At 61.6% G+C, this 26,039-nt stretch carries 31 protein-coding genes; 12 read left to right on the top strand and 19 right to left on the bottom strand.

The window, feature by feature from the left end; genetic code table 11:
- Positions 1 to 17: 17 nt before the first annotated feature.
- Positions 18 to 407, top strand: a complete 390-nt coding sequence (locus AC1Q8Q_RS27530; protein WP_492615752.1) for a c-type cytochrome — start codon at positions 18 to 20, stop codon at positions 405 to 407.
- A 140-nt stretch (positions 408 to 547) separates the two neighbouring features.
- On the opposite strand, the gene AC1Q8Q_RS27525 is transcribed toward AC1Q8Q_RS27530, so the two are convergent.
- From AC1Q8Q_RS27525 to AC1Q8Q_RS27470, 12 genes are all read right to left on the bottom strand, one after another.
- Complete coding sequence (locus tag AC1Q8Q_RS27525; protein ID WP_492615751.1) at positions 548 to 1,432, bottom strand: ChaN family lipoprotein; 885 nt, start codon at positions 1,430 to 1,432, stop codon at positions 548 to 550.
- 26 nt (positions 1,433 to 1,458) lie between these two features.
- Positions 1,459 to 2,226, bottom strand: coding sequence for a heme ABC transporter ATP-binding protein (locus AC1Q8Q_RS27520; RefSeq protein ID WP_492615750.1), 768 nt, complete (start codon positions 2,224 to 2,226; stop codon positions 1,459 to 1,461).
- Positions 2,226 to 3,209 (bottom strand): FecCD family ABC transporter permease, encoded by a 984-nt coding sequence (locus AC1Q8Q_RS27515; RefSeq protein WP_162276376.1) that lies wholly within the window; start codon positions 3,207 to 3,209, stop codon positions 2,226 to 2,228. Before AC1Q8Q_RS27515 ends, AC1Q8Q_RS27520 begins: the two co-directional genes overlap by 1 nt.
- A gap of 520 nt (positions 3,210 to 3,729) precedes the next feature.
- Positions 3,730 to 3,990 carry a transmembrane sensor/regulator PpyR gene (locus AC1Q8Q_RS27510; RefSeq protein WP_492615749.1) on the bottom strand — a complete coding sequence of 87 codons (261 nt, stop codon included), beginning with the start codon at positions 3,988 to 3,990 and terminating at the stop codon, positions 3,730 to 3,732.
- A gap of 52 nt (positions 3,991 to 4,042) precedes the next feature.
- Entirely contained in the window at positions 4,043 to 5,245 is a 1,203-nt protein-coding gene (locus AC1Q8Q_RS27505; RefSeq protein ID WP_020796911.1) for an NAD(P)/FAD-dependent oxidoreductase, read from the bottom strand.
- Between the two features lie 153 nt (positions 5,246 to 5,398).
- On the bottom strand, positions 5,399 to 5,773 hold the full coding sequence (locus AC1Q8Q_RS27500) for a response regulator transcription factor (protein ID WP_492615748.1): 375 nt from the start codon (positions 5,771 to 5,773) through the stop codon (positions 5,399 to 5,401).
- A gap of 98 nt (positions 5,774 to 5,871) precedes the next feature.
- A complete protein-coding gene (locus AC1Q8Q_RS27495) occupies positions 5,872 to 6,525 on the bottom strand; it encodes a response regulator transcription factor (RefSeq protein ID WP_083349358.1) in 654 nt (217 codons plus the stop codon).
- Positions 6,522 to 7,283 (bottom strand): sensor histidine kinase, encoded by a 762-nt coding sequence (locus AC1Q8Q_RS27490; RefSeq protein ID WP_083349357.1) that lies wholly within the window; start codon positions 7,281 to 7,283, stop codon positions 6,522 to 6,524. Before AC1Q8Q_RS27490 ends, AC1Q8Q_RS27495 begins: the two co-directional genes overlap by 4 nt.
- 120 nt (positions 7,284 to 7,403) lie before the next feature.
- Positions 7,404 to 7,832 (bottom strand): nuclear transport factor 2 family protein, encoded by a 429-nt coding sequence (locus tag AC1Q8Q_RS27485; RefSeq protein ID WP_033043395.1) that lies wholly within the window; start codon positions 7,830 to 7,832, stop codon positions 7,404 to 7,406.
- A 181-nt stretch (positions 7,833 to 8,013) separates the two neighbouring features.
- Positions 8,014 to 8,583: a chorismate mutase gene (locus AC1Q8Q_RS27480; RefSeq protein ID WP_020796917.1), complete on the bottom strand. Its 570-nt coding sequence runs from the start codon at positions 8,581 to 8,583 to the stop codon at positions 8,014 to 8,016.
- Between the two features lie 103 nt (positions 8,584 to 8,686).
- Positions 8,687 to 8,971 (bottom strand): DUF7693 family protein, encoded by a 285-nt coding sequence (locus AC1Q8Q_RS27475; RefSeq protein ID WP_020796918.1) that lies wholly within the window; start codon positions 8,969 to 8,971, stop codon positions 8,687 to 8,689.
- Between the two features lie 138 nt (positions 8,972 to 9,109).
- Positions 9,110 to 9,433: a hypothetical protein gene (locus AC1Q8Q_RS27470; protein WP_179055144.1), complete on the bottom strand. Its 324-nt coding sequence runs from the start codon at positions 9,431 to 9,433 to the stop codon at positions 9,110 to 9,112.
- Between the two features lie 236 nt (positions 9,434 to 9,669).
- Here AC1Q8Q_RS27470 and AC1Q8Q_RS27465 point away from each other — a divergent pair, with 236 nt between their 5' ends.
- A complete protein-coding gene (locus AC1Q8Q_RS27465) occupies positions 9,670 to 11,343 on the top strand; it encodes a tetratricopeptide repeat protein (RefSeq protein WP_168758517.1) in 1,674 nt (557 codons plus the stop codon).
- Between the two features lie 14 nt (positions 11,344 to 11,357).
- Here AC1Q8Q_RS27465 and AC1Q8Q_RS27460 read toward each other — a convergent pair whose 3' ends face one another.
- Both AC1Q8Q_RS27460 and AC1Q8Q_RS27455 read right to left on the bottom strand, forming a co-directional pair.
- On the bottom strand, positions 11,358 to 12,050 hold the full coding sequence (locus AC1Q8Q_RS27460) for an RES family NAD+ phosphorylase (RefSeq protein WP_083349353.1): 693 nt from the start codon (positions 12,048 to 12,050) through the stop codon (positions 11,358 to 11,360).
- Complete coding sequence (locus AC1Q8Q_RS27455) at positions 12,044 to 12,448, bottom strand: antitoxin Xre-like helix-turn-helix domain-containing protein (protein WP_033043897.1); 405 nt, start codon at positions 12,446 to 12,448, stop codon at positions 12,044 to 12,046. The genes AC1Q8Q_RS27460 and AC1Q8Q_RS27455 overlap by 7 nt, the downstream gene beginning before the upstream one ends.
- Positions 12,449 to 12,717: 269 nt before the next feature.
- Here AC1Q8Q_RS27455 and AC1Q8Q_RS27450 point away from each other — a divergent pair, with 269 nt between their 5' ends.
- Positions 12,718 to 13,161: a hypothetical protein gene (locus AC1Q8Q_RS27450; protein ID WP_083349352.1), complete on the top strand. Its 444-nt coding sequence runs from the start codon at positions 12,718 to 12,720 to the stop codon at positions 13,159 to 13,161.
- 64 nt (positions 13,162 to 13,225) lie between these two features.
- Here the strand turns inward: AC1Q8Q_RS27450 and AC1Q8Q_RS27445 are convergent, their stop codons facing one another.
- Together AC1Q8Q_RS27445 and AC1Q8Q_RS27440 are read right to left on the bottom strand one after the other, a co-directional pair.
- A complete protein-coding gene (locus tag AC1Q8Q_RS27445) occupies positions 13,226 to 13,654 on the bottom strand; it encodes an MAPEG family protein (protein WP_168758516.1) in 429 nt (142 codons plus the stop codon).
- A 15-nt stretch (positions 13,655 to 13,669) separates the two neighbouring features.
- The gene (locus AC1Q8Q_RS27440) at positions 13,670 to 14,623 is read right to left on the bottom strand and encodes a diiron oxygenase (protein ID WP_168758515.1); all 954 of its coding nucleotides are present in this window, start codon (positions 14,621 to 14,623) and stop codon (positions 13,670 to 13,672) included.
- A gap of 183 nt (positions 14,624 to 14,806) precedes the next feature.
- On the opposite strand from AC1Q8Q_RS27440, the gene AC1Q8Q_RS27435 reads away from it, so the two are divergent.
- Both AC1Q8Q_RS27435 and AC1Q8Q_RS27430 read left to right on the top strand, forming a co-directional pair.
- Positions 14,807 to 15,763 carry an AraC family transcriptional regulator gene (locus tag AC1Q8Q_RS27435; protein WP_492615747.1) on the top strand — a complete coding sequence of 319 codons (957 nt, stop codon included), beginning with the start codon at positions 14,807 to 14,809 and terminating at the stop codon, positions 15,761 to 15,763.
- A 95-nt stretch (positions 15,764 to 15,858) separates the two neighbouring features.
- A complete protein-coding gene (locus tag AC1Q8Q_RS27430) occupies positions 15,859 to 16,722 on the top strand; it encodes a diguanylate cyclase domain-containing protein (protein ID WP_492615746.1) in 864 nt (287 codons plus the stop codon).
- 30 nt (positions 16,723 to 16,752) lie between these two features.
- Here AC1Q8Q_RS27430 and AC1Q8Q_RS27425 read toward each other — a convergent pair whose 3' ends face one another.
- Positions 16,753 to 17,670: a LysR family transcriptional regulator gene (locus AC1Q8Q_RS27425; protein ID WP_020800698.1), complete on the bottom strand. Its 918-nt coding sequence runs from the start codon at positions 17,668 to 17,670 to the stop codon at positions 16,753 to 16,755.
- Positions 17,671 to 17,803: 133 nt separating this feature from the next.
- On the opposite strand from AC1Q8Q_RS27425, the gene AC1Q8Q_RS27420 reads away from it, so the two are divergent.
- From AC1Q8Q_RS27420 to AC1Q8Q_RS27395, 6 genes are all read left to right on the top strand, one after another.
- Positions 17,804 to 18,562 (top strand): 5-oxoprolinase subunit PxpA, encoded by a 759-nt coding sequence (locus AC1Q8Q_RS27420; RefSeq protein WP_492615745.1) that lies wholly within the window; start codon positions 17,804 to 17,806, stop codon positions 18,560 to 18,562.
- A gap of 101 nt (positions 18,563 to 18,663) precedes the next feature.
- The gene (locus AC1Q8Q_RS27415) at positions 18,664 to 18,909 is read left to right on the top strand and encodes an acetyl-CoA carboxylase (protein ID WP_020800700.1); all 246 of its coding nucleotides are present in this window, start codon (positions 18,664 to 18,666) and stop codon (positions 18,907 to 18,909) included.
- A gap of 15 nt (positions 18,910 to 18,924) precedes the next feature.
- Positions 18,925 to 20,298: an acetyl-CoA carboxylase biotin carboxylase subunit gene (locus AC1Q8Q_RS27410; protein WP_492615744.1), complete on the top strand. Its 1,374-nt coding sequence runs from the start codon at positions 18,925 to 18,927 to the stop codon at positions 20,296 to 20,298.
- Entirely contained in the window at positions 20,295 to 21,167 is an 873-nt protein-coding gene (locus AC1Q8Q_RS27405; protein ID WP_020800702.1) for a 5-oxoprolinase subunit B family protein, read from the top strand. Before AC1Q8Q_RS27410 ends, AC1Q8Q_RS27405 begins: the two co-directional genes overlap by 4 nt.
- Positions 21,164 to 22,138: a 5-oxoprolinase subunit C family protein gene (locus tag AC1Q8Q_RS27400; RefSeq protein ID WP_492615743.1), complete on the top strand. Its 975-nt coding sequence runs from the start codon at positions 21,164 to 21,166 to the stop codon at positions 22,136 to 22,138. The genes AC1Q8Q_RS27405 and AC1Q8Q_RS27400 overlap by 4 nt, the downstream gene beginning before the upstream one ends.
- Before the next feature lie 111 nt (positions 22,139 to 22,249).
- Complete coding sequence (locus tag AC1Q8Q_RS27395) at positions 22,250 to 23,572, top strand: purine-cytosine permease family protein (protein ID WP_489325566.1); 1,323 nt, start codon at positions 22,250 to 22,252, stop codon at positions 23,570 to 23,572.
- A gap of 66 nt (positions 23,573 to 23,638) precedes the next feature.
- Here the strand turns inward: AC1Q8Q_RS27395 and AC1Q8Q_RS27390 are convergent, their stop codons facing one another.
- A complete protein-coding gene (locus AC1Q8Q_RS27390; protein WP_033043890.1) occupies positions 23,639 to 24,064 on the bottom strand; it encodes a hypothetical protein in 426 nt (141 codons plus the stop codon).
- Positions 24,065 to 24,222: 158 nt separating this feature from the next.
- Here AC1Q8Q_RS27390 and AC1Q8Q_RS27385 point away from each other — a divergent pair, with 158 nt between their 5' ends.
- Positions 24,223 to 24,873, top strand: a complete 651-nt coding sequence (locus tag AC1Q8Q_RS27385; protein WP_492615742.1) for a TetR/AcrR family transcriptional regulator — start codon at positions 24,223 to 24,225, stop codon at positions 24,871 to 24,873.
- A gap of 266 nt (positions 24,874 to 25,139) precedes the next feature.
- Here the strand turns inward: AC1Q8Q_RS27385 and AC1Q8Q_RS27380 are convergent, their stop codons facing one another.
- Positions 25,140 to 26,024, bottom strand: coding sequence for a DUF2950 domain-containing protein (locus AC1Q8Q_RS27380; RefSeq protein WP_492615741.1), 885 nt, complete (start codon positions 26,022 to 26,024; stop codon positions 25,140 to 25,142).
- Positions 26,025 to 26,039 lie beyond the last annotated feature (15 nt).

Raw genomic sequence — 26,039 nt, 5'->3', positions numbered from 1 at the left:
TCGGGCTGGAACTGGAAATGAACAAAGCGGCCGTGATGACCCTCGTCCTGACCCTCGGTACAGGCCTGTTCGCCACGCAAGCGAACGCGCAGGGCGATGCCGAGGCGGGCGGTAAACTGTTCAAGCGGGTGTGTGGTGGCTGCCATCAGATCGGCGAGTCGGCGCGGGCGTTTTTTGGTCCGCAACTCAACGGTGTTGTCGGACGGGTTGCCGGCAGCACCACGGACTATCAGTACTCCGATGCGATGAAATCGTCGGGCATTGTCTGGACGCGGGAAAAACTGGCGGCGTACATCGAGGACCCGAAAGCCGTGGTGTCGGGCACACGGATGATTTTCTGGGGGATCAGCGATCGAGAGAAGATCGATGATTTGCTGGCTTACATCCAGACCTTCCCATCACCCTGAGGAGGGTGGCTGACTGTGATGCCGTCTTCGCGAGCAGGCTCGCTCCCACAATGGATCGGTGCACACCAGCCCCCTGTGGGAGCGGGCTTGCTCGCGAAAGCGATAGTTGCCCCGCCAAAAATCCCGGATCAGTTAACGAACTAGCGACGCAATGTCGCGCAATGGTCCTGCTCCGGTTGCGCTGCCGTATACCACACATAATCCGCGCTGTCGGCGCTCACGGTCTTGCCCACTTCAGCCAGCACCAGCACTGCGTTACCTTCGCCAGCGCCGAGGTCCTGCAGGTGCAACGGCACCCCCAGATCCTTGCGCACATGGAACGCCCCGGCCAGCAATAGCGCAGGCGTCGGTGCCGCCAGCAGGCGTTCGGCCATGCGCCGGTCACGCTGTTGCTGCACAGCGAGCATCGCCGGCATTTGCGCTTCGGGCAGCAAGCCGCAATGGGACTCGCGGATATCGTCCAGCAATGTCGCTTGTACCCTTTGGGTAGTGGACGCTTCACCGCTGAGCGTCGGGCGCTGTTTGTAGATCTGCATGATCTGCGCCCGGTCCAGGTTGGCCGACAGCAGTGGGTAGGGTTGGCGCAGGGCGTAGGTGACCAGTGGGCCGTAGATGCCCCAATCCCAGTTGGCCTGCCAGGACAGCGCCTGGTAAGCGTCGGCTGGTGGTTGGCCGGCACGGGTCGCGGCCTGGGCCGCATCGACTTTTGCCTGTTGGTCGGGGTTGAGCATTTCCATCAACAGGCTGCCTTGCGGGCGCTGCGCCGCCAGTTGGCGCAGCAACCACAGTTGTAAGGCATGGTGATCGGGGTTGTCGTGTTGCTCGCCGACCAGCACCCGTGGCGCAACCGCCAGGCGCTCGACCAGCTCCTGCGGGGTGAGGGCGCGTCCGCTGGCGAGTTCGCGGATCAACCCGAGATCGGCGTGATCTCGCCCTTGCGGGGCGATCGCTGGTGGCGGCGCTGCGACGTAATGGGTTTGGCAGGCAGCCAGCAGGCTGACCAGGAATAACAGCACAATGCGCATCGGTTTTCCTTTTAGAACGGCGGGGATCAGCGCGCGATAATCAACGGATGACCGCGTTCCGGATGCCGCTGAATCAGCACTTGCAGCCCGTACACTGCTTCCAGCGCCTGGGCGTTCAGGACTTCATCCGGTGGACCATAGGCGTGCGGGCGACCCTCCTGCAACAGCAACAAATGATCGCAATAACGGGCAGCCAGGTTCAGGTCGTGCAGGATCACCAGTACCGCCGCACCGCGCCCGGCGAAATCGCGCACCGCTTGCAGGATGGTGTGCTGGTGCAGCGGATCGAGCATTGAGGTCGGCTCATCGAGCAGCAGGGTCTGACCCTCGGCACCCGGCCACAATTGTGCGAGCACGCGCGCCAGGTGCACACGCTGGCGTTCGCCACCGGACAGGGCCAGATAACTGCGTCCCGCCAGGTGCAGGGCGTCGGCGGCACTCAGGGCCTGGGCGACAATTTGCGCATCGCGCACGCGCCCGCTGGCATGGGGCAGGCGACCCATGCCCACCACTTCATTGACTGAGAAGGCAAAGTTCAGGCTCGAACTCTGGGGCAAGACCGCCAGGCGTCTGGCTCGCTCCTGGCCCGGCCAGTCGGCGAGTGCACGTTCGTCTAGGCTGACCGTGCCTGCGTTGGCCGGCAGCTCATCGCACAAGGCGGCCAGCAGCGTGCTTTTACCGGCGCCGTTGGGGCCCAGCACGCCGAGGACTTGACCCGGATGCAGCTCGATGTCGATGTCCGCCAGTACCGTGCGATTGCCGCGTCGCACCATTAAATTGTTGGCCCGTAGCATCAGGAACGCCCCCGTACCAGCAGATAAAGGAAGAAGGGCGCACCGATAAGCGCGGTGACGATGCCGATCGGCAACTCGGCCGGCGCCAGCAGCAAACGCGCGACCAGATCGGCCAGCAACAACAGGCTGGCGCCGGCCAGCAATGAAGCTGGCAGCAACACCCGATGATCGGGACCGACCAGCAGTCGCATCAGGTGCGGTACCACCAGGCCGATAAAGCCGATCAGGCCGGCCGCCGCCACTGCGGCCCCCACACCCAGCGCGGTGCACAGCACCAGCTCAAGCTTGATCCGCTCGACATTGAAGCCCAGGTGGCGGGCTTCGGACTCCCCCAACAGCAGCGCGTTGAGCGCCGCCGCGCGCCGCGGCAACCACAACGCCACGCCGACTGCCACGATCAGCAGCGGCCACAGGCGCGGGTAACTGGCGCCGTTGAGGCTGCCCAGGTTCCAGAAGGTCAGGGTGCGCAGCGTGGCGTCATCGGCCAGGTAGGTAAACAGGCCGACCCCGGCCCCGGCCATGGCGGTCATCGCCACGCCCGCCAACAACATGGTGGCGACGTTGGTCTGGCCGTCGCTGCGGCCAAAGCGATACACCACCGCCGTGACGATCAGGCCACCGGCGAATGCGCATACCGACAACAGGTACGGCTCGATGGCCGGCGGCAAACCGCCCAGCAGATTGCCACCGACGATGGCGACAGCCGCGCCCAGCGCCGCGCCGCCGGACACTCCGACCAGCCCCGGGTCTGCCAGCGGATTGCGAAATAACCCTTGCATGGCCACGCCGGACAACGCGAGCACCGCTCCCACCGCGATGCCGAGCAAACTGCGCGGCAGGCGAATCTGGCCGAGGATCAGCTGCGCCTGTTGGCTGTCGTCTCCCTCCACCGGCAATCCGAGCAGCCGCAACCCGGCCAGCAATGTATCGCCCAGCGGCAGGCTGACCGGCCCCAGGGCCAGGGACAGCCAGAACACCAGCAGCAATAACAGACCCAGGGTAATCAGCATCGGCCGTGGCCGAACGATGGCCGTCATCGGGTGCTCTCTGTTGCCTGGCGCTCGGCAGCCTGCACCTGTGGCAGGGTGCCAGCCACGGCCATTTGGCTCGGGAGCATGCCGGCGCACGCTAGCAGTGATTTGATACGCATCAGGGCGCTTCCTTAGTCGATCAGGGCGGTGGCGGTTTCGGCCAGGGCATGCCGAACAGCTGGGTGAACCGTTCACCGTCGACATCGAAACCTTCAAAGCGGGTGATGATGCCATCGACGCACAGTTTGCGCACACGCCCCTATTAAGTTCTGCGTTGTGAACCTGAGGTGGCGGGAGGTAGCAGATAGACCATGGCGCCGGGTTCGCCGGTAAGTTGGATCGCCGCACCGCTAGCTCTTACGGGTTTACTGGCTGGAGAAAAAACGCCCGCCAGAAAACCAGTGGCGGGCGCTTGGGAAAGGTCCCGGTCCAGCAAGGAGTGGGCTGGCCGGGATTCAGGCGAAATTTCACATCACCCGGCGAGGCCAGGCGGTTGGCTCAGTGGCTGGCAGCGCAGGCGATTGAGCGTCAGCAAGCGCATCACATAACCGAGCTTGATGGCGGTCGGGCCGAGTATCGTCATGGCATGGGCCATCACCAGGCTGGGTAGCGACAGATATTGATCCAGGCCATAGGCCAGGATGGCCCCGGCGACCAGTGCAATCAGCCCGCCGATCAAAATGACGTGGGACAACGTCAAGACCCGATACGGATGCTCGAAAAAACCATACATGTCGGTTACCTGCGACTGGCAGTGACAGGGGGCACGGCCGTATTAATCGTCTTCAGGCCACCGGGATCAACGGATCGGCCGCCGCCAGCGCCACGGCACGATCAGCCGCCGGCGGATAGATCCACAGGGTGTTGATCTGGGTCTTGAGTTCCTTGGCTTCGTGCTTGACCAGCTTGACCTCGCGCTCCCAGCCCTCAGTGAACACCGCGCCCCAGGCGCCCAGGTCCAGGCAGGTGACATACTTGGGTTGGCTGTAGGCCATCGGCTCCACACCCAGCAGCTCCGCGGCGACGTTGTTTCCGGCATAGCGCCCCAGGGCGATGGCATGCTGGCAGGACATTGCCGCGAAGTTACCCTGGTCATCGGTGGCAGCGTAGGCCACGTCGCCGCTGGCGTACACATCGGCGTGGCCTCGCACCTTGAGGTGCTGATCGACATGCAGGCGGCCCTGATGATCGCGAGTACCTTGCACTTGTTCGGTCAGCGAGTTGGCACGGAAACCGACGGTCCAGATCACGGTGTTGGATTCGATGCGCTGGCCATCGGCAAGGATGACGCCATTGGCATCGACCGCGGCAACGGTAGCGTTGAGAACCCACTCGATGCCCAGGTGCTGCGAGGCTTCGACGATCGAGGGGCGGATCCCATCGCCCAGAGCAGCGGCGACTTGCGGGGCACGGTCAACCACGATGACCCGGATGTCGACGTTTTCACCGAGGACGGCACGCAGGCGTGCCGGCATTTCGGTCGCGGTTTCAATCCCGGTGAAACCACCGCCAGCCACCACCACGGTATTGCGGGCGGCGCTGACCGGCTTGTCCTTCAGTGACTTGATGTGAGCTTCCAGGCGAGTGGCGGATTCGATCTCGTCGACATCGAAGGCGTGCTCCAGCATGCCTTCGACCGGCGGACGCATCAGCTTGCTGCCGGCGGCCAGCACCAGGCGATCATAGGTCAGCGTGCCCTGGATGCCCGCGGCGTTGGTGTAGCGGACCTGTTTGTTGTGCTCGTCGATGACCTCGGCCGAACCCTTGACGAATTTTACTCCCACGGCGTCGAACAGTTCGTGCAGCGGTGCAGTCATGGTGTGCACGTCAGGCTCGTAGAAGCGCGGGCGGATGCGCAACTCGGCCTGAGGAGCCAACACGGTGATCTCGACGTCGTTTCGATCGTGCTTGTCCAACAGGCGGGCAGCGCTCAACGCGCTCCAGACCCCACCGAACCCTGCACCAATAATCAAGATTTGCTGTTTCATTGTTTAGCTCCTGAAGAACAATCGAGTGCCGCTTAATCTTGAGCAGATGTTATTCGAGGGGTTTAACGCTGACACTGCTACATAGGGTAAGCCCGGGTATGACTAAGTATTAACGGGCTATACCAAAGTGTTAGTGGCTTGAATGACCAGAGTTCAGTGGCGTCGCTCAAGTACTGTTTTGATACAGTCGAGCAACTTTTCGATGGGGAAGGGCTTGGGGAAAAAGGCAATCGGCTGCATGGCTTGAGACCCCGGCCGACGCTGCGCGCAGGGGTTTCCGGTGATGAAGATGACCGGGATATGCATGCCCCTGGTCGCCAGTCCTTCATACATCGTGATTCCGTCCATCTCCGGCATTTGTATATCGCAGATCAGGCAAGATGTAATAAGCGGGCCGTCGGAGTTGAGATATTCATACGGCCCCACGTAGGTTCGCACCGTATAGCCACTGGATCGCAATAAAGTATCCAGCGCCATTCGAAGCGATTCATCGTTATCGACGACGGCAATCATTGCCTCGTTGTGCATAGTGAAGTCCTGCGTAGTCACGCAGAGCACTTAGAGGCACTGCGCTATTATTGCAAGATACGCCGTCCTGAAAGGGTGCACAGTATACGTGGGTATAGTTATCGGCTGGCGGGCCGGGCCGAGAGCACCTCGGCCATGCGCACCAGGTCGGCAAAGGAGCGTGCGCCCATCTTGCGCATGGCCTGGCCGCGGTGGATTTTCACGGTGATTTCGCTCAGGCCGATTTCCCCGGCTATCTGCTTGTTCATCAAGCCCGAAGTCGCCAGCGTCATCACGGTTTGTTCCCGCGCGGTCAACGTCTGGTGGCGCGCTTGCAATTGCTCGGCGTGGCGCTCGGACTCGCGACGCTGTTTATCACGACCATGGGCGGCGCACACCGCATCGATCAGGTCCTGTTCACGAAACGGCTTGGTCAGGAAATCCACCGCGCCAGCTTTCATCGCTCGCACTGTCATGGCGATGTCGCCGTACCCGGTGATGAACACGATGGGTACCTTGATGCCGGCGACGGCCAGTTCGTTTTGAAAGTCCAGGCCGCTGCTGCCTTGTAACCGTACATCCAGCACTAGGCAACTGTCGGTGTCCGGGCGCTGGTACTGCATGAAGTCGGCGACTGAGCCGAACAGCTCGACCCGTAGGCCGATGGAGCGCAGCAGGCTGCCGAGGGATTCGCGCAGCGGCGCATCGTCGTCGACGATGAACACCATGGACTCGGTGTGATTGATCTGGTTGAGCGACTGCCGTTCGTTCATGTTTGATTCCCCAAGGGCTCAATGGCGGCCCGTATCGGCAGGGCAACCAGAAACGAACTGCCCTGGCCCACAGTGCTGGTGGCCCAGATCCGGCCAGCGTGGAAATCAATGATCGAGCGGCAGATGCAAAGCCCCATGCCCAGGCCGTTTTCCTTGGTGGTGAAGAACGGCGTGAACAACTGCGGCAAGACCTCGGGGGCAATCCCCGGACCCTGGTCGGCCACCTCCAGCACGGCCTCGTTGTCCTTCACCCAGGTACGAATCAGCAGTGACCGTTGTGTGGCGTCGACCGCATCCATGGCCTGGCAGGCGTTGATGATCAGGTTGATGATGACTTGCTGCAGTTGCACGCGGTCGGCACTGACCTGGGGGTTGAATGTACCCAACTCGATTTTCGGACTGATCTGGTGATGGGCAAGTTCACAGCGGACCAGGCTCAAGGTCTCGCTGACAATGTCGTTGAGCGATTCGTTCTGTCGCAGCGGGTCGCATTTGCGCGACAAGGCCCAGACATGGCGGGTGATTTCGCTTGCCCGATGGGCGCTGGCGATGATTTGTTGCAGTGCCTTGCGTGCTTCGACCAGATCGGGCTGCGGGCGGCTCAGCCAGTTGCGGCAGGCTTCGCCGCTGCTGGCGATCGCCGCCAGCGGTTGATTGATTTCATGGGCGATGGACGCTGCCAGTTCGCCCAGGGCTGTCATGCGGGTGACATGGGCGAGTTGGGCGTGGGCAGGATTTTTTGTCCGGGGGTCGAGCATACGCGCCTCGGTTTTCTGGTCGGGCTGGGAGCGGAGAATCGGTCCGGTATCCTAGGAGCACGCGATCTCAGTCCGTTAGGACAAAAAACCCGAAATAAAAGCCAAGGCGCGGTACAACGATCAGGTCTTGCTGGCGGCCAGGTAGGCGCCCAGGCGCCGGCCCATTTCCTCGCCAAGGGCTTGCAAGCCACTCAATGGCCGGACCATCACTTCGAAATCGACAATTTTTCCCTGCTCGTCAAAGCGGATCATGTCGATGCCCTTGAGCTGTTTGTCGCCGACCCTGGCGCTGAATTCCAGAATCACGTTCAAGCCGTCGGCGCTCGCCAGTTCGCGATGATAGGTGAAATCTTCGAACACCTTGGACACCGTGTTGAGAATCATCGAAACCACCGGTGCCCCGGGATACGGCGTGTGGGCCATGGGCGAGCGAAACACCGCTTGCGGGTCCAGCAACGCAGGCAAGGCCTTGAGATCGCCGGTGCGGATCATCGCGTGCCACAGGCTCAGGGACTCTGCCGCCTTGGGGTGCAGTTGCAGTTCAGACATATTCAACTCCTGTTTTTTGTTGTTGTTCAAAACGTGCAGAACACTTCCTGTAGGAGCGAGCACGCTCCGGGCGGCGTTCCGACGAAAAACCTGAGAGCGCCGCGGGGTGTCAGGCTCGCTGCGTTATCGTTGACCTCCATCGCGAGCATGCTCGCTCCTACAGGGGGGAGATTGGTTTCGATCATAGATCCGTGATGCACAGCTCCCCTGTAGCGCGGATCAACGCCTGGCCATGCAGCGCATCCTTGATCAGGTCCGAGCGCTGCGCCGCCAGCCACTGCGGGCATTCCGGATCGACACGATAGGGCACGAAAGCGGCGTATTGCTGCAACAGGCGGGCTTGCAGTTCGTCCTGCTTTGCGCGCAGTTGAGTGAGGTCTGGCCGTGGCAGGTCGGGTGCCTTGTGCGCGGCTTGCCATTGCGCGATCAGTCCGTACTGCACCAGCTTGTTGGCTTCGATCTGCGCGGCGATCAAGTCGGCGGCTTCGTCCGGGTTCACGTTGCTACCGGTTGCCTGCTTCCTGGCGTTGTTGATGAGCAGGGTTTCCCGTGCGGTATCCTGGATCGGTTTGCCACTGTCCCACTTGGCCAGCGCCACCAGGTCGGCAATGTCCAGGCGCTCATTGATGGTGTTCAGCAGTGGCTGCAGCGTTTCGGGTGCCGGGGAGGGCGTGGCGGCATGGGCGACGCTGGCGAGTAAGCCGAACAGCGAGCAAGCCAGGACTTGCGGCAAGCGTGGGCAGCGGAACATAAGCAACCTCTCGGGCACGGGATGCGCATCAGGTCTTATGTATCACAGCTGAGCCAGATGAACGATAGTTCAGCGAGCACTTTCGCAATATCCCGGTTGCGCCTCAGTCGCCGGCCAGCATCCGCTCGATCTGCGCCAGCTCCCAGGTGCTGAGCAAACTCACCGGGTCAGTCCCGAAACGCTGACCACCGTCGAACACGCGGCCATCCGGGCTCTGGCAATGCAGGCAGTGACGCAAGTGAAGGTGGTCGACATCGAGGCTCAAGCGCCAACCTTCGATGTCGATGAATACCGGACCGGCTTGCCCGTCAAGTCGCCGGAGCGGGCGCAGGCCCAAGGCGGCGTCGCGCAGTTGCTGGTAAATCTCTCGGGCAGTAAGGGGCGGCACAGGTGTCTCCGGCGGGATGGCGGCATGGCCAGAATCAGGCACACAGGATAGACGATCAAGAGCCAGGGGTAGAACCCTGTGACGAAAAAGCCCGGCTGATCAGGCCGGGCTTTTTGTGGGTGCGGTGAAGCGATGGGATCAGGCGACAGTGTTGCCTTGCAGGCGGTCGGAGCCATCGGCGGCGACGGTGTTGCCTTGCAGGCGGTCGGAGCCATCGGCGGCGACGGTGTTGCCTTGCAGGCGGTCGGAGCCATCGGCAGCGACGGTGTTGCCTTGCAGGCGATCCGAACCATCGGCAGCGACGCGATTCTCGATCAAGCGATCCGAACCACCCTCGGCCACCCGGCTTTCAATCAGACGATCCGAGCCACCTTCAGCCACGACAGGCTGAACAGAGGTAGCGGCAAAAGCGTTAACTGCGAAAACCGAGAAAGCGATGCTGAGGAGGGTTTGGCGTTTCATGATCGTGTGCTCCGGGGTGTAGTTGTTTGGTATGGAGCTGATGTTACGCCGTGGAGTTTTTAAGAGAACTTCATTGAGGTGATGGTGAACATCGATGCGATTGATAGAGTCAGTGGCCTGCCTCGTGTAGGCATGATGATAGAGCGCAGCCTGTCGTCGGCTATGACGCCCGGCCAGGTGCACAGGGGTATGCTGGGTTTTCGCAGGTTCCGCACTCTGATCGAGAGGATAAACCGATGCACGACTATTACGACCTGGGCACCTACAGCCGCTCCGTGACGACGAGCTCAGCCCAAACCCAACTCTGGTTCGACCGCGGCCTGATGTGGTGCTACGGCTACAACCACGACGAAGCCATCCGTTGTTTCCAGAAGGCCCTGGAGCACGACCGCAACTGCGCGATGGCCTACTGGGGCATCGCCTATGCCTCGGGACCCAACTACAACAAGCGCTGGGACGCCTTCATCGAACAAGAGCTCAAGGAGGCCGTGGCCCAGGCGCGACTGGCGACACAAATCGCCTTGGTGCACCTCGAAGGTACGACGCCAGTGGAGCAAGCCCTGATCCACGCGTTGCAGCAACGTTACCAGGCCGAGCAGACGAGCAGCGTAGATGAGCTCTTCACCTGGAACGATGCCTATGCGGCGTCCATGCGCGATGTGTACCAGCGATTTCCCGACGATCCAGATGTGGTGGCGCTGTTCGCCGAAGCGCTGATTGACCGCACGCCCTGGCAGTTATGGGACTTGAAAACCGGCCAGCCGGCGGCTGGCGCCGACACCCTGGAAACCGTGGCCGTGCTTGAGCGGGCCCTGCAACGCATGGAGCAACACGGCGAAGCGCCGCACGCCGGCGTACTGCACATGTACGTCCACACCCTGGAAATGTCGCCGTACCCGGAACGGGCCCTGCGCGCGGGCGATATCCTGCGCGACCTGGTACCGGATGCCGGACACCTGCGCCATATGCCGTCGCACATCGACGTGCTCTGCGGCGATTATCGCGGGGCCATGATCACCAATCAGCGGGCAATCGAGGCCGACAGTCTCTATCTGGCCAAGGAAGGGCCAATCAACTTCTACACCCTGTACCGCAGCCACAATTACCATTTCAAACTCTACTCGGCGATGTTCCTCGGCCAGTATCAGCCGGCCCTGGAAGCCGCCGAGCAACTGGCCGAAACCATCAAGGAAGACCTCCTGCGGGTGGAAACACCGCCCATGGCCGACTGGCTCGAAAGCTTCGTCTCGATGAAGGCCCACGTGCAGATCCGCTTCGGCAAATGGCAAGACATCCTCGCCACACCATTGCCCCAGGACCCGACGCTGTACTGCGTGACCACGGCCATGCTGCACTACGCCAAAGGCGTGGCCTTTGCGGCTTGCGGGCAAGTCGCCAACGCCGAAACCGAGCATCACCTGTTCCTTGAGGCCTGGGCCCGGGTGCCGGACACGCGCTACCTCTTCAACAACAAATGCAACGATATCCTGGCGGTGGCCGCGGGCATGCTGCGCGGCGAAATCGAGTACCGCAAAGGTAATTTCGACGAAGCTTTCGCTCATCTGCGCGAGGCGCAATCGCTGGACGATCACCTGCCTTACGACGAGCCCTGGGGCTGGATGCAACCGGTGCGCCACGCACTGGGCGCGCTGTTGCTGGAACAGGGCAGGGTGGAAGAAGCCCTGCACGCCTATCGTGCCGACCTGGGCCTGGACAACACCCTCAGTCGCGCGTCCTGGCACCTGGACAACGTGTGGAGCCTGCACGGCTACGTGGAATGCTTGAAGCGCCTGGGTCGCGATGGCGAAGCGGCCGCTGCGCAGGTTCGTCTCAACCTGGCCATGGCCCGGGCGGATGTGGACATTTCGGCATCGTGTTTTTGCCGCAACGGCAAGCTTTGCTGCCACTAGGTGCGAGTTTTGCCTCAAGCCTCGTTGATCTGGCTGACACTGGTGATCTGACCGTTCCAGACCATCTCGTAGTGAGCGGTCTGGATGATCGAAGAGACAGGCCTTGGCGTCATCAACGCCCAGCAATCACTGCCTGGCAGGCGCACCGAGCGATAACGCAGGCCCGGGTAGCCAGCTTTCCTGATTGCCCGGCCCAGTGCGTGGGAATGGCTGTAATCGTCAGGCGCATACACCGGGTCGTTGATCGGCAGGGCGGTGGCGTCTTTCATCCCCGTATCCATGAATGAACACGACAGTCCCCTGAACACAAACCGCTCATAGTTCAGGCCCGATACCTTCGACCAGTACAGGCCCTGGTGATACCGCACCTCGGCCAGTGCGGTTTCCATCGAATCCGCCAGGTACAACACCCCATAGCTGCCATCGCTGAACCGCGAGCCCGCCGGATTGATGTGAGTGAAAGGCGCGGTGGCGTACGAGCAGCCAGCAATCCCGAACGGGATTTCGCTCCGTGGGATCAACTCAAGCTCACCGACCTCATTCTTCAGTCGGGGATTGGTCAGCGCCTGAATCTCGAACAGCACCTCGAATTCATCCGCGCTCGCCACGTCGTCGAACAATGCAATCGGCGGAAACTTAGAGTTGACCAGCCGGTAAGCCTGCAATGCCTGCCCGGCAAACACCGCCAGCTCGCTCAACGTCACCATTGCGCGCCCCGCAGCATATCGATGCGCCGAAAGGTCTCGTACAGGGAAATCATGTCGCCCTGGGCCATGATCACCAGCGGCGAGCGCCCATTGAAAAACTCGTTGTCATTGGCCATCGAGACGAAGCCATAGACGTTGTCCGGATTGTCGAACACCAGGCGCAACGTGGCGTGAATGTTCAACACAAGACTGATGCGCTGCATCTGGTCCGCATCCAGCGCCACCGCCCAGTCAGGATCATGCTGGCGCGCGCGGGTGTAGGTGCTGCGGGAAATGCGCAGGATACGACAGGCCTGCTCGCTGCTGGCGTGCCACTTTTCCAGAATGCCCACCGCAGCGCGCAGGCCGGTGACGCATTGGTTTTTGCTGAAAGATTGGGGTTGGGAAGCGACGGCCATGTGCATTACCTGTCTTTGAGTCCTTAGAATCAAACATAAGTATATTGAGTCTACAGAACAAGCGGCTCTCGACCAGCGGCAGCCTGCAGGAAACAGCGATACGGCGAACCAGGCGCTGTGGTGTCTTTTCTGCACCGCGTCATCATTCTTCGCCGGCCCTGGCCCCTACGGCCCGATGACCACCCATCAGCCAGATCCCGCTTGCGGGGGGGACCACTAGACTTCACAGGGGGGATGAAGTCTACGCAACTCAACTCAGGAGACCTGTGATGAACAGTGCATCTTGGCTGGCGTTGGTAGTGGCGGCAGGGGCGATTTCGGGCTGCGCGAGCAGAAACGAAATTGTCGATGTCCCCCTCAATGCTACCCCGCAAAACGCAGAGCATATCGCTCGAGCCACCCTCAGCCCGGTGGGCGATCAAACCAGTATCTGGCTCACCGTCGGTGGAGTCCCCCACGATATGGCTGTTTCCAGCCGTCTCGACACTGCAATCTACGCAGGCTCGTGCCAGCAATTGGGTACGCAACCGGCGTACAGGACCCGTCAGGCCAATAGCGTCGACTACCCATCGCTGGCCCCGCGTACCCAACATTGGGCCCAGGCACCGGTGGCGCTGAGCGATTTGACCAAGGGTAGCTATGCCTTGCTGGTTCGCAGCAGTCCGGCAGACGGTAGCCGCCCACTTTTCTGCGGAAACATCAGCGCTGGCTAGGGGCGCATCAGGCAAGCCGTTCGGTACTGTGGCCTGCGCAAGTAGCGCAGGCCATGGCCTGGGTTCAGAAGATTGTGCCGTACCCGGCGGCCATCACGATGAGCGTGAGAAAACAGGCCAACTGAACGAAAAAGAAGCTAAACCGAACTGCCACGAACGCATTGGTTTGTTCATGGCAGACATGCACCAGCGACTGACACACCCGGGCAACCAGAATGAGTATCGACAAGTAGTTTACCGAAGGTCCTTCAACGCCAAGGGCGGAAATCAACCACACGATGACGCCAAACACAGGCAGGTTTTCCACGCAGTTGGCGTGTGCCCTTACCCCGCGCCGATACCAGTCCTCGCCCTCGAGCCGATCGCTTCGGAAAGAGGCAATCGGCGCATTCGAGAACAGTATCCTGGCCCAGCGATAGACCCCGACGGTGGCCATTAACAGCAGTAACGTCCAGGTCGCGAACCCAAGCAGCATCCACATCGGTATTGTCATGGCGGCCAGCCTCGATCAATGGCCCATGATGGGTGACAGTGCGGTGTTGATCCGCGACATCTGGGCTGGCGTTGTCATGCGCGTCAGCAGCCGGGCAAAGTGTGGATGCTGCACGCCCGAGATAATGTATTGCCAGCGGTAGGCGTCCAGCATGCAGGCGTTGATGCGTGCCGCTTCGTCGACACTGAATGATCGTGAAGCATGGCGCGTGAAGTACTCGGCATCGGCTGTCGATTGTGCCTGCAGGATGGCGTCGACGGCCGCCACCAGTGCTATCAGGTCGTTCACTGCCTGGTCGCATTCGGCGGGCGACAGTTTTGCGTGCTCGGCCTTCCACTCCAGTTCATCGAGCACGACGTGTCGGCTTTCATCCTTCCAGTGAAACTTGAAGACGTCCTTGAACAGCGGGCATAGCTCTTCGTGCGGGGCGATGCTTTGTGCGTAGTGGGATTGAACGAACAACTCGATATGACAGGTCAGCGCCAGCACCGACCAGGTGCTGGATGCCAGCACCACGCGCGCCACGTCGTTTGGATCGGCCACTTGACGATATCCCGCCGGCAGTTGCGAGCCAATCATTGTCTCGATGCGCCGGAACAGCTCCTGATGCTTGATCTCGTCATTGGAGAAGCGCACCAGCGCTTCGAGTGCGAGCTGATCGTCGAATACATGGGCGCGACCCTGATCGAGCATTTTGGCACTGATAAAGCGCTCGACCAGGCCAAAGAGGTACGCGTAGGTCCGGCCTTGAATCTGGCTGAGCAGGCGCGCCTCGTGCGCGTCAAGAAAGGTCAGGCGGTCGACCAGCGACAGTGAGTCGGGCAGGAATTTGCGCGAGAAGTCGAAATGCCGGTCCTGCAGCAGATCGCGATCGATCTGCCATTCGGCTTTCTTCGATGACCTGACCAGTTGCGCGTATCGGGCGGCGTTGCGCGAATCAGGGATGGGGAGGGTCGCGAAGGTGTTCATATCGATCTCCAATTTTCCAGGTCGAGCCACAATGGGGCGGAGCCAATGACCCTGGATAAAGCCTCTGGGGAGAGTGCTGATCGCTGGGTCCGCGTTGGTGCTAATCTAGGCCTCGCCGTCCGGGTGAAGAATGACCGCTGCGCCTGATTACTTGCTCCAGACTCCGTAAAGGAGGGGTGGCAAATGCTCGATGCGCTTTCCGATGTGTTGCGTGTGATCCGGCTGTCTGGGGGAGTGTTCCTCGAGGCAGAGTTCTCTGCGCCCTGGTGCATGAGCGGCAGAATCTCTGCCGACGATTGCAAACCGTTCGTGGCGGCGCCTCGACATATCATTGCCTCGCATTTTGTCGCGGCGGGGAACATGCACTTGCGCGTCGACGATGGCGCCCCCCTCGACGTGCGCGCAGGCGAATTGATCCTGCTACCTCGCAATGATGTTCATACGTTTGGCAGTGACCTGGGCTTTACACCCATGTCGGCGCGCGACGTCATTACGCCGCCGTCAGTCGGCGGCATTTCACGCATCAAGTGCGGCGGGGATGGGGAGACCACACAGCTGTTGTGCGGTTTCCTCGGCTCTGAAACCCCCTTCAGTCCGTTGCTTTCATCGCTGCCATCGGTACTCAAACTGGACATGCGTGCGACGGCTTCAGGGGCCTGGATCGAAAGCTCGTTCCGTTTCGCGGTGAGCGAGACAGCGGCAGGACGCGTCGGCTCAACGGCAGTCATTGCCAAACTGTCTGAATTGCTTTTCGTCGAAGCCGTCAGCCAGTACGTCGCGAGCCTCCCGGCAGAGCGGCGCGGGTGGTTGGCGGGTTTGCGCGATCCGCATATCGGGCGCGCACTGGCACTGCTCCATGCGCGTCCGACCGAGGGCTGGACCGCTGAAACCCTGGCGCTCGAGGTGGGCATGTCGCGCTCGGTGTTCGCCCAGCGATTCACCGCATTGGTCGGGCAGCCGCCGATGCAATACCTGACGCTCTGGCGTATGCACGTGGCGGCTCAACACTTGCGGGAAGGGCGGGGGAATGTGGCGCAAATCGGCTTTTCAGTCGGCTACGAATCCGAAGCGGCGTTCAGTCGCGCCTTCAAGCGCCAGTTCGGTACATCGCCCGGCACCTGGCGCAGGCACTCCGCTTGAGTCGGCATTGGGCCAGCAAAACCTTGCCGCACGCCTAGCCGCCTCCCTTCGCGATCAGGCATGATCAGGCTACATGAACCGGGACTCGCTGACCTATGCCCGTTGACCTGCAAGCGCTCTACCCCAAACTGATCCATCTGATGCTGGACACGGTCTTCGTGGTCGACAGGGATAACCAGATCGTATTTGTCAGTGATGCCTGTCAGGCGCTGCTTGGTTACCGTGCTGACGAGCTGACCGGCACCCCGATCACTGACTACATGCACCCTGACGACCTGGCGAAAACGCGAGCCTCCATTGTCCGGGTCATGAATGGCCAGCCGCACTTCGATTTCCGCAACCGTTATATCCGCAAGGATGGCGGTATCGTGCACATCCTGTGGGCCGCCTTCTGGTCCGAGGAGGTGGGGGCGCGGATCGGTGTGGCGCGCAACGTCACCGCCCTCTGGCAGGCGGAGGAGGAATTGCGCTTCCTCGCCCATCATGACCCGCTGACGGGGCTGGCCAACCGGGCGCTGTTCAATGATCGGCTGGATGCGGCCCTGCGCGCGGCACGGCGCCACGACAGCAGCCTGGCCTTGCTGTTTCTCGATATCAACGACTTCAAGGGCATCAACGATGTCCATGGCCATGCAGCGGGCGATCAGGTACTCCGCATGATTGCCCGTCGGCTGCAAGGCTGCGTGCGCGAGACGGACACGGTGGCCCGGATGGGCGGTGATGAATTCACGGTACTGTTGACCGATATCCAGTCCCAGGGCGATGTGTGCGAGAAAGTGGTGCAGATTCTCGCGGTCATGGCCGAGCCACCGGATGCCGACTCTTCCGTACTCACAATGCCGTCCTGCAGTATCGGTATCGCCTGTTATCCCGCGGACGGAGAGGATGCCGATACGCTGCTCAGCCATGCGGACGACGATATGTACCGCATAAAAAGGCAACGTTCCGCGGCCGGATGACGAACCTGGAACACAGCTTCGACGGGTGAACTAGCGCCGTGCCGACAGTTGTTGCGGCGCCAGGAATGCATCGTGGAAATAGTTACGAAACGCTTGCATGGCCGGGCTGAAATCGCGCTCGCGATGCCAGGCCAGGCCTACGCTCATGGGGGTTACCTTGTCAGTGACGGTCAGGGTTTCGATGCGTTTGCCCTCCAGCGACCAGGGACGGTGCACCAGGTCCGAGAGGATCGCCACGCCGCTGCCATTGGCGACCATGCTGCGCACCGCTTCGACTGAACTGGTGCGTATCCGTACGTTTGGCTGCTGGTGCGCGTGTTCCCAGTAACGCTTGGCGCTCTGTTCGGCTTCGTCGACGGTCAACAGGATAAAGGGCTCTTGCGCAACGTCAGCCAGGCTGACGGCGGAGCGTTCGAGCAGGGGGTGATGGCTGGGCAGCCATAACCGGCGTTCGGAGTTGAAGAGGGTTTCCGAAACGATGTCCGGGTGAGTGAGGTTCGCGGTCAGCACCACCGCCATGTCGAATTTTCCTTCCAGCAGGCCTTGCTCGATGGCCGTGCGCTCTTGTTCGTGGACCTCGATGGCTACGTCCGGGTGCCAGTGTTCAAGCCGTTGCAGGTGGTGCGGCAGAAAGTAGCCGATCACCGTGTAGCTCGCGGCCAAACGTAACAGGCCACTGGCGCGGACGTCCGGCAGCGGGCTATTCAGCGCGTCGTCGACGCTGCGCAAAATCACATAGGCACGGTTGAGAAAATGCCGCCCGGCATCGGTCAGGCTCATGCCCTGGGCCGAGCGCTGGAACAACAGCGTGCCGAGCATGGCTTCCAGCTCCTTGATCGCGGTGGTCACCGCGGACTGGGAAATGTTCAGGTGAATGGCCGCTTGGGAAATTTGCCCGATCTCCGCGGTGGCGACGAAATAGCGGACCTGGCGCAGGGTCAGTGACATGGGCGCTCCATTGTCTGTTTTTCAGGGTTATCTGTTTTTCAGAAGATGGCCCCTCTGATAATAGATCTTCCCAAGGGGTTGGCGGGAATTTAACGTGGCCTGCATGAAGTCACAAGCGTCAGGAGCAAGCGTCATGCAGGCAGTAGATTTCAATTCGGACATGGGCGAAGGCTTTGGCCCATGGACCATCGGCGATGGCGTTGACAATGAGTTGATGGGCTTCATCAGCACCGCCAACATCGCCACCGGTTTCCACGCCGGCGACCCAAGCACCATGCGCCGCACCGTCGAACGGGCGAAGCAGCTGGGCGTGGCCATCGGCGCGCATCCGGGGTTCCGCGACCTGGTCGGCTTCGGCCGCCGGCACATCAATGCACCGGCCCAGGAACTGGTCGACGACATGCTTTACCAGTTGGGTGCGCTGCGTGAACTCGCCCGGGTTCAGGGCGTGGCGCTGCAACACATCAAACCTCACGGCGCCCTGTACATGCACCTGGCCCGCGACGAGCAAGCTGCGCGTTTGCTGGTGGAAAATCTCCAGCGCCTGGAGCCGGAGTTGCTGCTGTATTGCATGCCCAACTCAGTGATCTGGCACGTCGCCCGGGAACTCGGCCAACCGGTGATCCGCGAGTTCTACGCCGACCGCGAGTACGACCTCAGCGGCTCCATCGTCTTTACCCGCAACGTACGAGCCTACGACCCGACCCAAGTGGCGGCGCGGGTGCTGCGTGCCTGCAAGGAAGGTGTGGTGCGCACTGTCGAAGGCGAAGACCTGGCCATCGAATTCGATTCCATCTGTTTGCACAGCGATACACCGGGTGCCCTGGCATTGGTCGAGGCCACACGCAAGGCGCTGGATGACGCGGGGATCAAGGTTCGCGCACCGCGCTGAGCCCTGGAGCACAACGAAACACCAGGCACAGAGACGCCAGGGTTCAAACACCGATCCATTTTTATGCCTGCCTTTCTACAACTATTCCAAGAGGAACAGACATGGCCGAACAAACCGTTATTACCCCGTTGCCGGGCACCTTCTACCGTAAAGCCACACCGGACTCGCCGAACTACGTCGAGCCGGGCGCAGAGGTCAGCGCCGACACCGTGATTGGCCTGATCGAGGTCATGAAGCAGTTTTCCGAACTGACCGCCGGGACGGCCGGTCGCCTCAGTGCCTTCCTGGTCGAAGACGGTGATCCGGTGGAACCGGGTCAGGTCATCGCAACGCTCGATGGCCATTGAGGGTAGGGGGCGATCATGACTCAAGGTATTCGTAAATTACTCATCGCCAACCGTGGCGAAATCGCTGTGCGGATTATCCGCGCCGCCAAAGCGCTGGGGATTCCCACCGTTGCCGCCTGCAGCGAAGCGGACGTCGACTCCCAGGCAGCGCGCATGGCCGACGAGGTCCATATCCTTGGCCCCGCCCGCGCTGACAAGAGTTACCTGAACGTCGAGGCATTGCTCGGCGCCCTGAAAGCCACCGGTGCGAATGCGGTACACCCGGGTTACGGTTTTCTCTCGGAGAACGCCGATTTTGCGCAAGCGGTTGTCGCCGCCGGCGCGATCTTCGTCGGGCCCGGCGCCGAGACGATCCGGCGCATGGGCGACAAGGCCGAAGCCCGGCGCACCGCGCAAGCGGCTGGCGTGCCGGTGGTGCCCGGTTCCCCCGGTGAGCTGTTCGACGTCGAGTCGGCGCTCAAGGCTGCCGAATCCGTAGGCTTCCCGTTGCTGATCAAGGCTTCGGCCGGTGGTGGCGGACGTGGTATTCGCCTGGCGGAAAACGCCCAGCAACTGAGCGAAGAGTTTCCCCGTTCCCAGCGCGAAGCCCAGGCCGCATTCGGTAACGGTGCGGTGTATCTGGAACGGTTTATCGGCAAGGCCCGGCACATCGAAGTGCAGGTGTTGGGCGATGGCCAGCACGCGGTGCACCTGTTCGAGCGCGAGTGCTCGCTGCAACGTCGGCGGCAGAAGATCTTCGAAGAGGCACCGTCGCCGGTCCTCAACCCACAACAGCGCGAGACGCTTTGCGCCAGTGCCGTGCGCCTGACCGAGGCCCTTGGCTACAAGGGCGCCGGCACCCTGGAGTACCTGTACGACGACGCCACCGGCGAGTTTTTCTTTATCGAGATGAACACGCGGATCCAGGTGGAACACCCGGTCAGCGAACTCATTACCGGTATCGATCTGGTCCAGGCCATGCTGCGCATTGCCGGTGGCGAGCCGCTGGGCTTCAAGCAAAGCGACATCCAGCTCAATGGCGCCGCCTTGCAAATGCGCCTGAATGCCGAAGACCCGGCGCGGGATTTCTTCCCCAGCCCAGGCCCGGTCGAATCACTGATCTGGCCGCAAGGGGAGGGTGTGCGGGTCGACAGCCATCTCTACCAAGGCTACCGCGTGCCACCGTACTATGATTCGCTGTTGGCCAAGCTGATTGTGCATGGCCGCGACCGCAACGAAGCGTTGGCCCGTGCGCGAGTCGCCGTCGCGCAGACCACGCTCACCGGCATGGCCAGCACCTTGTCGCTGCACGGTGAGCTCCTGGAACAACCGTGGCTGCACAGCGCTGACTTCCACACTGGCACCCTGGAAACCTGGCTGGCCGAGCGCCGCAGCGGAGGTGAAGCATGAGTACCGCAATCCGCTACAGCTTTGGCGCCGACGAGCATTTGTTCGCCGAAGTCAGCGACAGCATGTCCCTTGAAGCGTTTTTCAAGGGCATGGCCGTGACCCGCGCCGTGGAGCGACTGGCGCTGGATGGCGTGCTCGATGTGTGCCTGGCCAATGCCTCGTTCCAGATCCGTTTCGACCCCGACCGTATCGCGCCTCACACCTTGCTCGAAGCGGTAAAGGGCGCAGAAGCCGAGGCCGTGGCCGAGCGCACGTTGCAGACCCGGATCATCGAGATTCCGGTGCTCTATAACGATCCCTGGACCCATGAAACCTTGATGCGTTTTCGTGACCGCCACCAGGACCCGAGTGCGACAGACCTGGAATACGCTGCGCGGATCAATGGCCTGGCGGACGTCGAGGCGTTCATCGCCGCGCACAGTGGCGCGCCATGGTTTGTCTCGATGGTCGGTTTCGTCGCGGGGTTGCCGTTCATGTTCCAGATGGTCGAGCGCGAGCGTCAGTTGCAGGTGCCCAAGTACCTGCGGCCGCGCACCGATACACCCAAATTGACCCTGGGTCATGGCGGATGCTTCGGCTGCATCTACTCCGTGCGCGGCGCCGGTGGTTATCAGATGTTCGGCGTCACGCCGGCACCGATCTACGACCCGCAGCAGAACCTGGCCTACCTCAAGGAACACATGGTGTTCTTCCGCCCGGGCGACATCGTGCAATTCAAGCCGATGGACCGGGAGGCCTATGACGTTGCCGTGGCCGAAGTGGAAGCCGGACGTTTCGATCTGCGGATTCGTCCGGTGGAGTTTTCCCTGGATGCTTTCCTGGCTGACCCCGTCGGCTATCCCAAGTCGCTGCAGGAGGTGCTGGCATGATCAAGGTACTCAAACCCGGTCTGGCGACCTCGGTACAGGACCAGGGCCGCGAAGGCTACTACCACCTCGGCATTCCGCCTTCCGGGGCGCTCGACCAATACGCATTGAGCGCAGCCAACCAGTTGGTCGGCAATCCGGCGGGCGCGGCAGCGCTTGAATGCACGTTGCTCGGTCCGGAACTGGAATTTGCGCAAGACGCGTTGGTGGCCGTGTGCGGTGCGCACATGACGCCAAAGGTCGATGGTGTGGACATGCATCTCGACACCGCCTTCACGGTCAAGGCCGGGCAAGTGCTGCGCTTCGATTTTCCCAAGGCCGGCGCACGGGCTTATCTGGCAGTGGCTGGCGGTATCGATGTGCCGGTGGTCCTCGGCAGTCGTTCCACCTACGCGCTGGGCGCCCTCGGCGGATTCCAGGGCCGTCGCCTGATTGCCGGAGATGAATTGCCGGTGGGTGTTGCCAGCGGCAAGGGCCGCGCCGGGGCCAGTTTGCCCATGGCGTTGCGTCAATCCCTGGGGGGCGAAATTACCCTGCGAGTGGTGCCAGGGCTTTACTACGATCGATTGACCCCAGCGGCGGCGGACAGCTTTTTCGCCGAGGCCTGGACCGTCGGCTCGGAAGCGGACCGTATCGGCTATCGCTTCAAGGGCGGCAGCCCGCTGAGCTTTCAGCCGCGCGAGCAACCCTTCGGCGCCGGCTCCGATCCGTCGAACATCGTCGACAGTTGCTACCCGATCGGCTCGATCCAGGTCCCCGCGGGGCTCGAACCCATCGTGTTGCACCGTGATGCGGTGTCCGGTGGTGGCTACGCGATGATCGGTACGGTGATCAGCGCCGACCTCGACCTGATCGGCCAGATGCAACCCAATCAGAAAGCCCGTTTCGTGGCGGTGACCCTCGAAGAAGCGCTGGAAGCGCGACGTTCCTATAAGAAAAAACTCAGCTGCCTGAGCAAGCTGTTCCCTTCCTGACGCTGCCCGCCGCACTGCGCGGGTAAAGCCAAACGGCAAGCCAACGCCGCACTACGGTGCGGTGGCGGCTGCCCGCGCTTCAACCTTTGACTGGTTCTGGAGTTCACGCATATGGCTGCTTTATCGCAATCGAGTCAAACCGGGCAGGACCCGGCCAATCACCCCGTTCCAGCGCAAGCGCGCATGGGCCGCTTATCACTGACCATGGCCTGGTGGGCGGTGTGCAGTGCGATGTTCTACATCGTGGTGGGCGCTTCCCTGGCGCTGTCTTATGGCGCGCGCAATGCGCTGATCGGCATGGTCCTGTCGGTGATCAGTTATGGATTGGTCAACAGTGTGCTCAGTCGCTTCGCGATTCGCAGCGGCTTGTCGGTGGCACTGTTTTCGCGGCTGTTGTTCGGCAGCACCGGAGCATGCCTGGCCACCCTGATCTTCTTTTCCACGGCGATCTATTACGCGGTGTTCGAAGGTTCGGTGATCGCCGTGGCGCTCAATCACCTGTACCCGGAACTGGTCTATCCACTGGCCGCGTTGCTGGTGGTGCTGTACAGCGTGCCGATGATATTGGGCAGCGTGCAGCATTGGCTGGACAAGCTCAATGGCGTGCTGCTGCCGGTCTACCTCGGAGGATTGCTGGTGGCGGTGGGGCTGTCGATCAGCCGGTATGGCTACCAGCCGCAATGGCTGGATTTCGGCCCGGCAACCCCCAGCGCCTTCGGCTGGTGGGACTGCTTTGTCGCCTACATGGGGGTTTGGGTGCTGATGCTGTTCACCTTCGACTACGCCCGGTTTGGCAAGGAAGAAGACGCCGGGTATCACGGTCGCTGGAACTTCGGCATGCCGTTCTACGCGGTGACGTTTTTGCTCAACGGCGCAGCGGGCATCTATCTGGTCAGCAGCATTCCCCATGAAGGCGCGTTGAACGAAGTGTCGGTGGTCATGGCGATCCTGCAGTTGATGGGCTTGTGGGGGTTGTTGTTTGTCTGGGCCACGCAAACCCGGATCAATACCGCCAATTACTACCTGGCGACGCTCAACATGCAGGCATTCTTTGCCCGTTTCGGAGTGCGTGGTGCGTACTGGGCGTGGGCCCTGGCGGTGGGGGTGATCGTGTACGGCTTGATGCTCGCCGATGTGTTTGCCTATTTGCTCAAGGCGTTGGCCTACCAGGGCATTTTTGTGGTGGCCTGGGTCGGCGTGGCGTTGGCGCAGATTCTTTATGGGCGCAGTGACGTGGCGGCGCTGGAACGCGTGGCTGCATTCAACCCGGTGGGCCTGACAGCGTGGTTTGGCGCCACGGCAGCGGGCCTTGCCCTGATGTATGGCGGTGGTGGCCTGGGCAGCTTTTCAGCGCCCTCGACCGTGATCCTGGCGTTCGCGTTGCAGGCTGGCTTGTCACGTCGAAGCCGGTTGCGCCTGCAGGTGGCGCAGTAAAGGAGTAGTCGTATATCTCGCTACGGGTGCCTTGTCCTTACGGCACCCGCGGCAGCAGCTACCGGGTCACGACAGGCGTGATTCGCCTGTCGTACGGCTCAAGTACCCGGCAACAACGCCGATGCGCGAGAATACCAGCCAGGCAAACAGCAGCACACTCACGCCAATCAGGATCGATGCGACGCCAATCAATGGCTCGATCGACGCGAAGCCCTTCAGCCGCAGGGTCAGCGCGCCGAGCATCACCGGTACGCCCAGGTTGTACGTCCAGAACTGCACGGCAGCCGCGCGACCTTCGGTCATGCTCGGGTGCAATGCGCCGATGACGCCGAACAGTGCCATCGATACCCACCCCAACAGATTGATGTGGGCATGTACGGCGAAGAGTGAGTGGTCGCCAGAGGCACCCATCGTCACCCCCAGCATCACCCCAATGGCAAAGTAGAGGGCAGCAAGTCGAAACCAGGTCCGCGAACGGGGAGTGTGATTCATGGCATTCACCTCAAGCGCCCTGAGGCGCGCTCAGTTGCTGGAAAATCCCTGAAATCGTGATGCCCGCAGATGCCGTGCACAGGGGCGGTGGCAGATCCGCTGCCTTACGTCTATTATGAGACTCATGTCTCATTACAAGACAAGGTATCATTTATTCCATGTCCAATCCCAAGTCAAGCCCGTTGATCGGTGAGGGTGATGCACAAGGTCGCGTCAACCAGAAGCTGCGCACCCGCCAGGCGCTGATCGAGGCCGCCATCGCCTTGCGCGACGAAGGTCATCAGCCCACGGTGGCGCAAGCGGCTGAGCGCGCCAGGGTGTCGCGCGCCACGGCCTATCGCTACTTTCCCACGGTCGAGGCGTTGATCAGCGAGACAGCGGCCGATCGTGACATGCCGCCGCTGGAACGCATCTGGCAGCTGGGGGACGATCCGGTCAAGGGTATGGGCCTGGCGGCGAACACGTTGAACAAACTGCTGATCGACGACGAGATCGGCCTGCACGTGATGGAGCGCTCGTTCATGACCGTATGGCTCGAAAGCGAGTCCCACGAGCCCCTGCGACCGGGCCGCCGCCTGAGCTACATCGAGCCGATTGTCGACTCGATGAAAGACGTACTGTCACCCAAGGCGCGCAAGCGCCTGAAGCAGGCGCTGTCGATCGTCATGGGCACAGAGGCATTGATTGCCGTGCGCGATATCGGTGGCGCGAGCGTCGAAGAATCACTCGCCACCACCGCCTGGGCGGCGCGGGCGCTGGTTCGCCAGGCACTGGATGAGGATGAAAAAAACCGTCGAAAGCGAGGCTGATCTGCGCGATGGTAAGTGCGCGTACACCTGATCGTTCCCACGCTCTGCGTGGGAATGCCGCCAGGGACGCTCCGCGTTCCGCTAGCAACGCAGGGCTGGAGTCCGCGCTAAGCGAAACGGCCGGCTAGCCTGATTCTGGATCTGTTTGCGTACACCTGATCGTTCCCACGCTCTGCGTGGGAATGCCGCCAGGGACGCTCCGCGTTCCGATAGCAACGCAAGGCTGGGGTTCGCGCAGTGGTGACGCAGAGCGTCACGGGTTCGAGTCAGTCCGCCTTCTCTTCATCGGCCGGCACTTCAGTCCAGCTGTCATCCGGATCAAAGCGCTTCATCGCCTGCGCCAGCTTTTCGCTACCAGGCCCCAGGTCTTTTTCGAAGACCTGTCCCTCATGGCTGATCATGAAGCTCATCACCCCGGTTTCACCGTATTTCGCCGGCCAGGCGATCAGTGCAAAGCCCCGGCTCATCTTGTCCCCGATGAGGTAGCTATAGGCCCCGCCCGGTGCGGAAGGCCCCTGGCCCAGCAGGATGCGGAAGCGGTAGCCATGCCAGGGTTGGCCGGCTATGGTTTTGCCGAACTCGGGCCCCAACGGGCTGATCTGTCCGCTATCGTCGTCCGCCCAATAGAGTCCGTCATGCTTGCCGGCGGTACTGAAGATTTTCTGCGCGTATTCGAGGGCGCCGTCACCGTCGCGATCCACCGAGGCGTAGTCCATCTGGGCATCGTGATAAGCCAGCGCCGATTGCACCGCGGCCAGCTCGTTGCGGCCAATTTGCCGGGTACGAAGCTCCGCACTGCCGGCCTTGATGTCGAAACGCCAACCCTTCGCGCCTTTTACGATGGGGATAGGCAGTGTCCAGTGCTCACTGCCCACCGACAGAATCGCCTTGTTGTCGCCGGTTTTTTCAATCTGGTGTTGCTCGTGGTATAGCTTCAAAAACGCCTCCACGTCTTCGCGCTCGGCACCGTCGCGAGGGATGAAACTGCGCCAGTCTTCACCCAGCAACTCGGCCAGGCGTTTCTGATCGGCGTTTTTCGTACCCAATGCTTCGACGAATGCTTCAGCGGCCTTTTCCGGCGTTGCAAATTCCTGCTGCGCCGTCGCCATGCACGACCAGGCCAGGGCGACTGTGAGCGCCAGGGCATGCATAAGCACACTCTTGCG

It is taken from the genome of Pseudomonas sp. GW823-FHT06B06, assembly GCF_058795195.1.
This window is presented reverse-complemented; position numbering and strand designations above follow the sequence as displayed.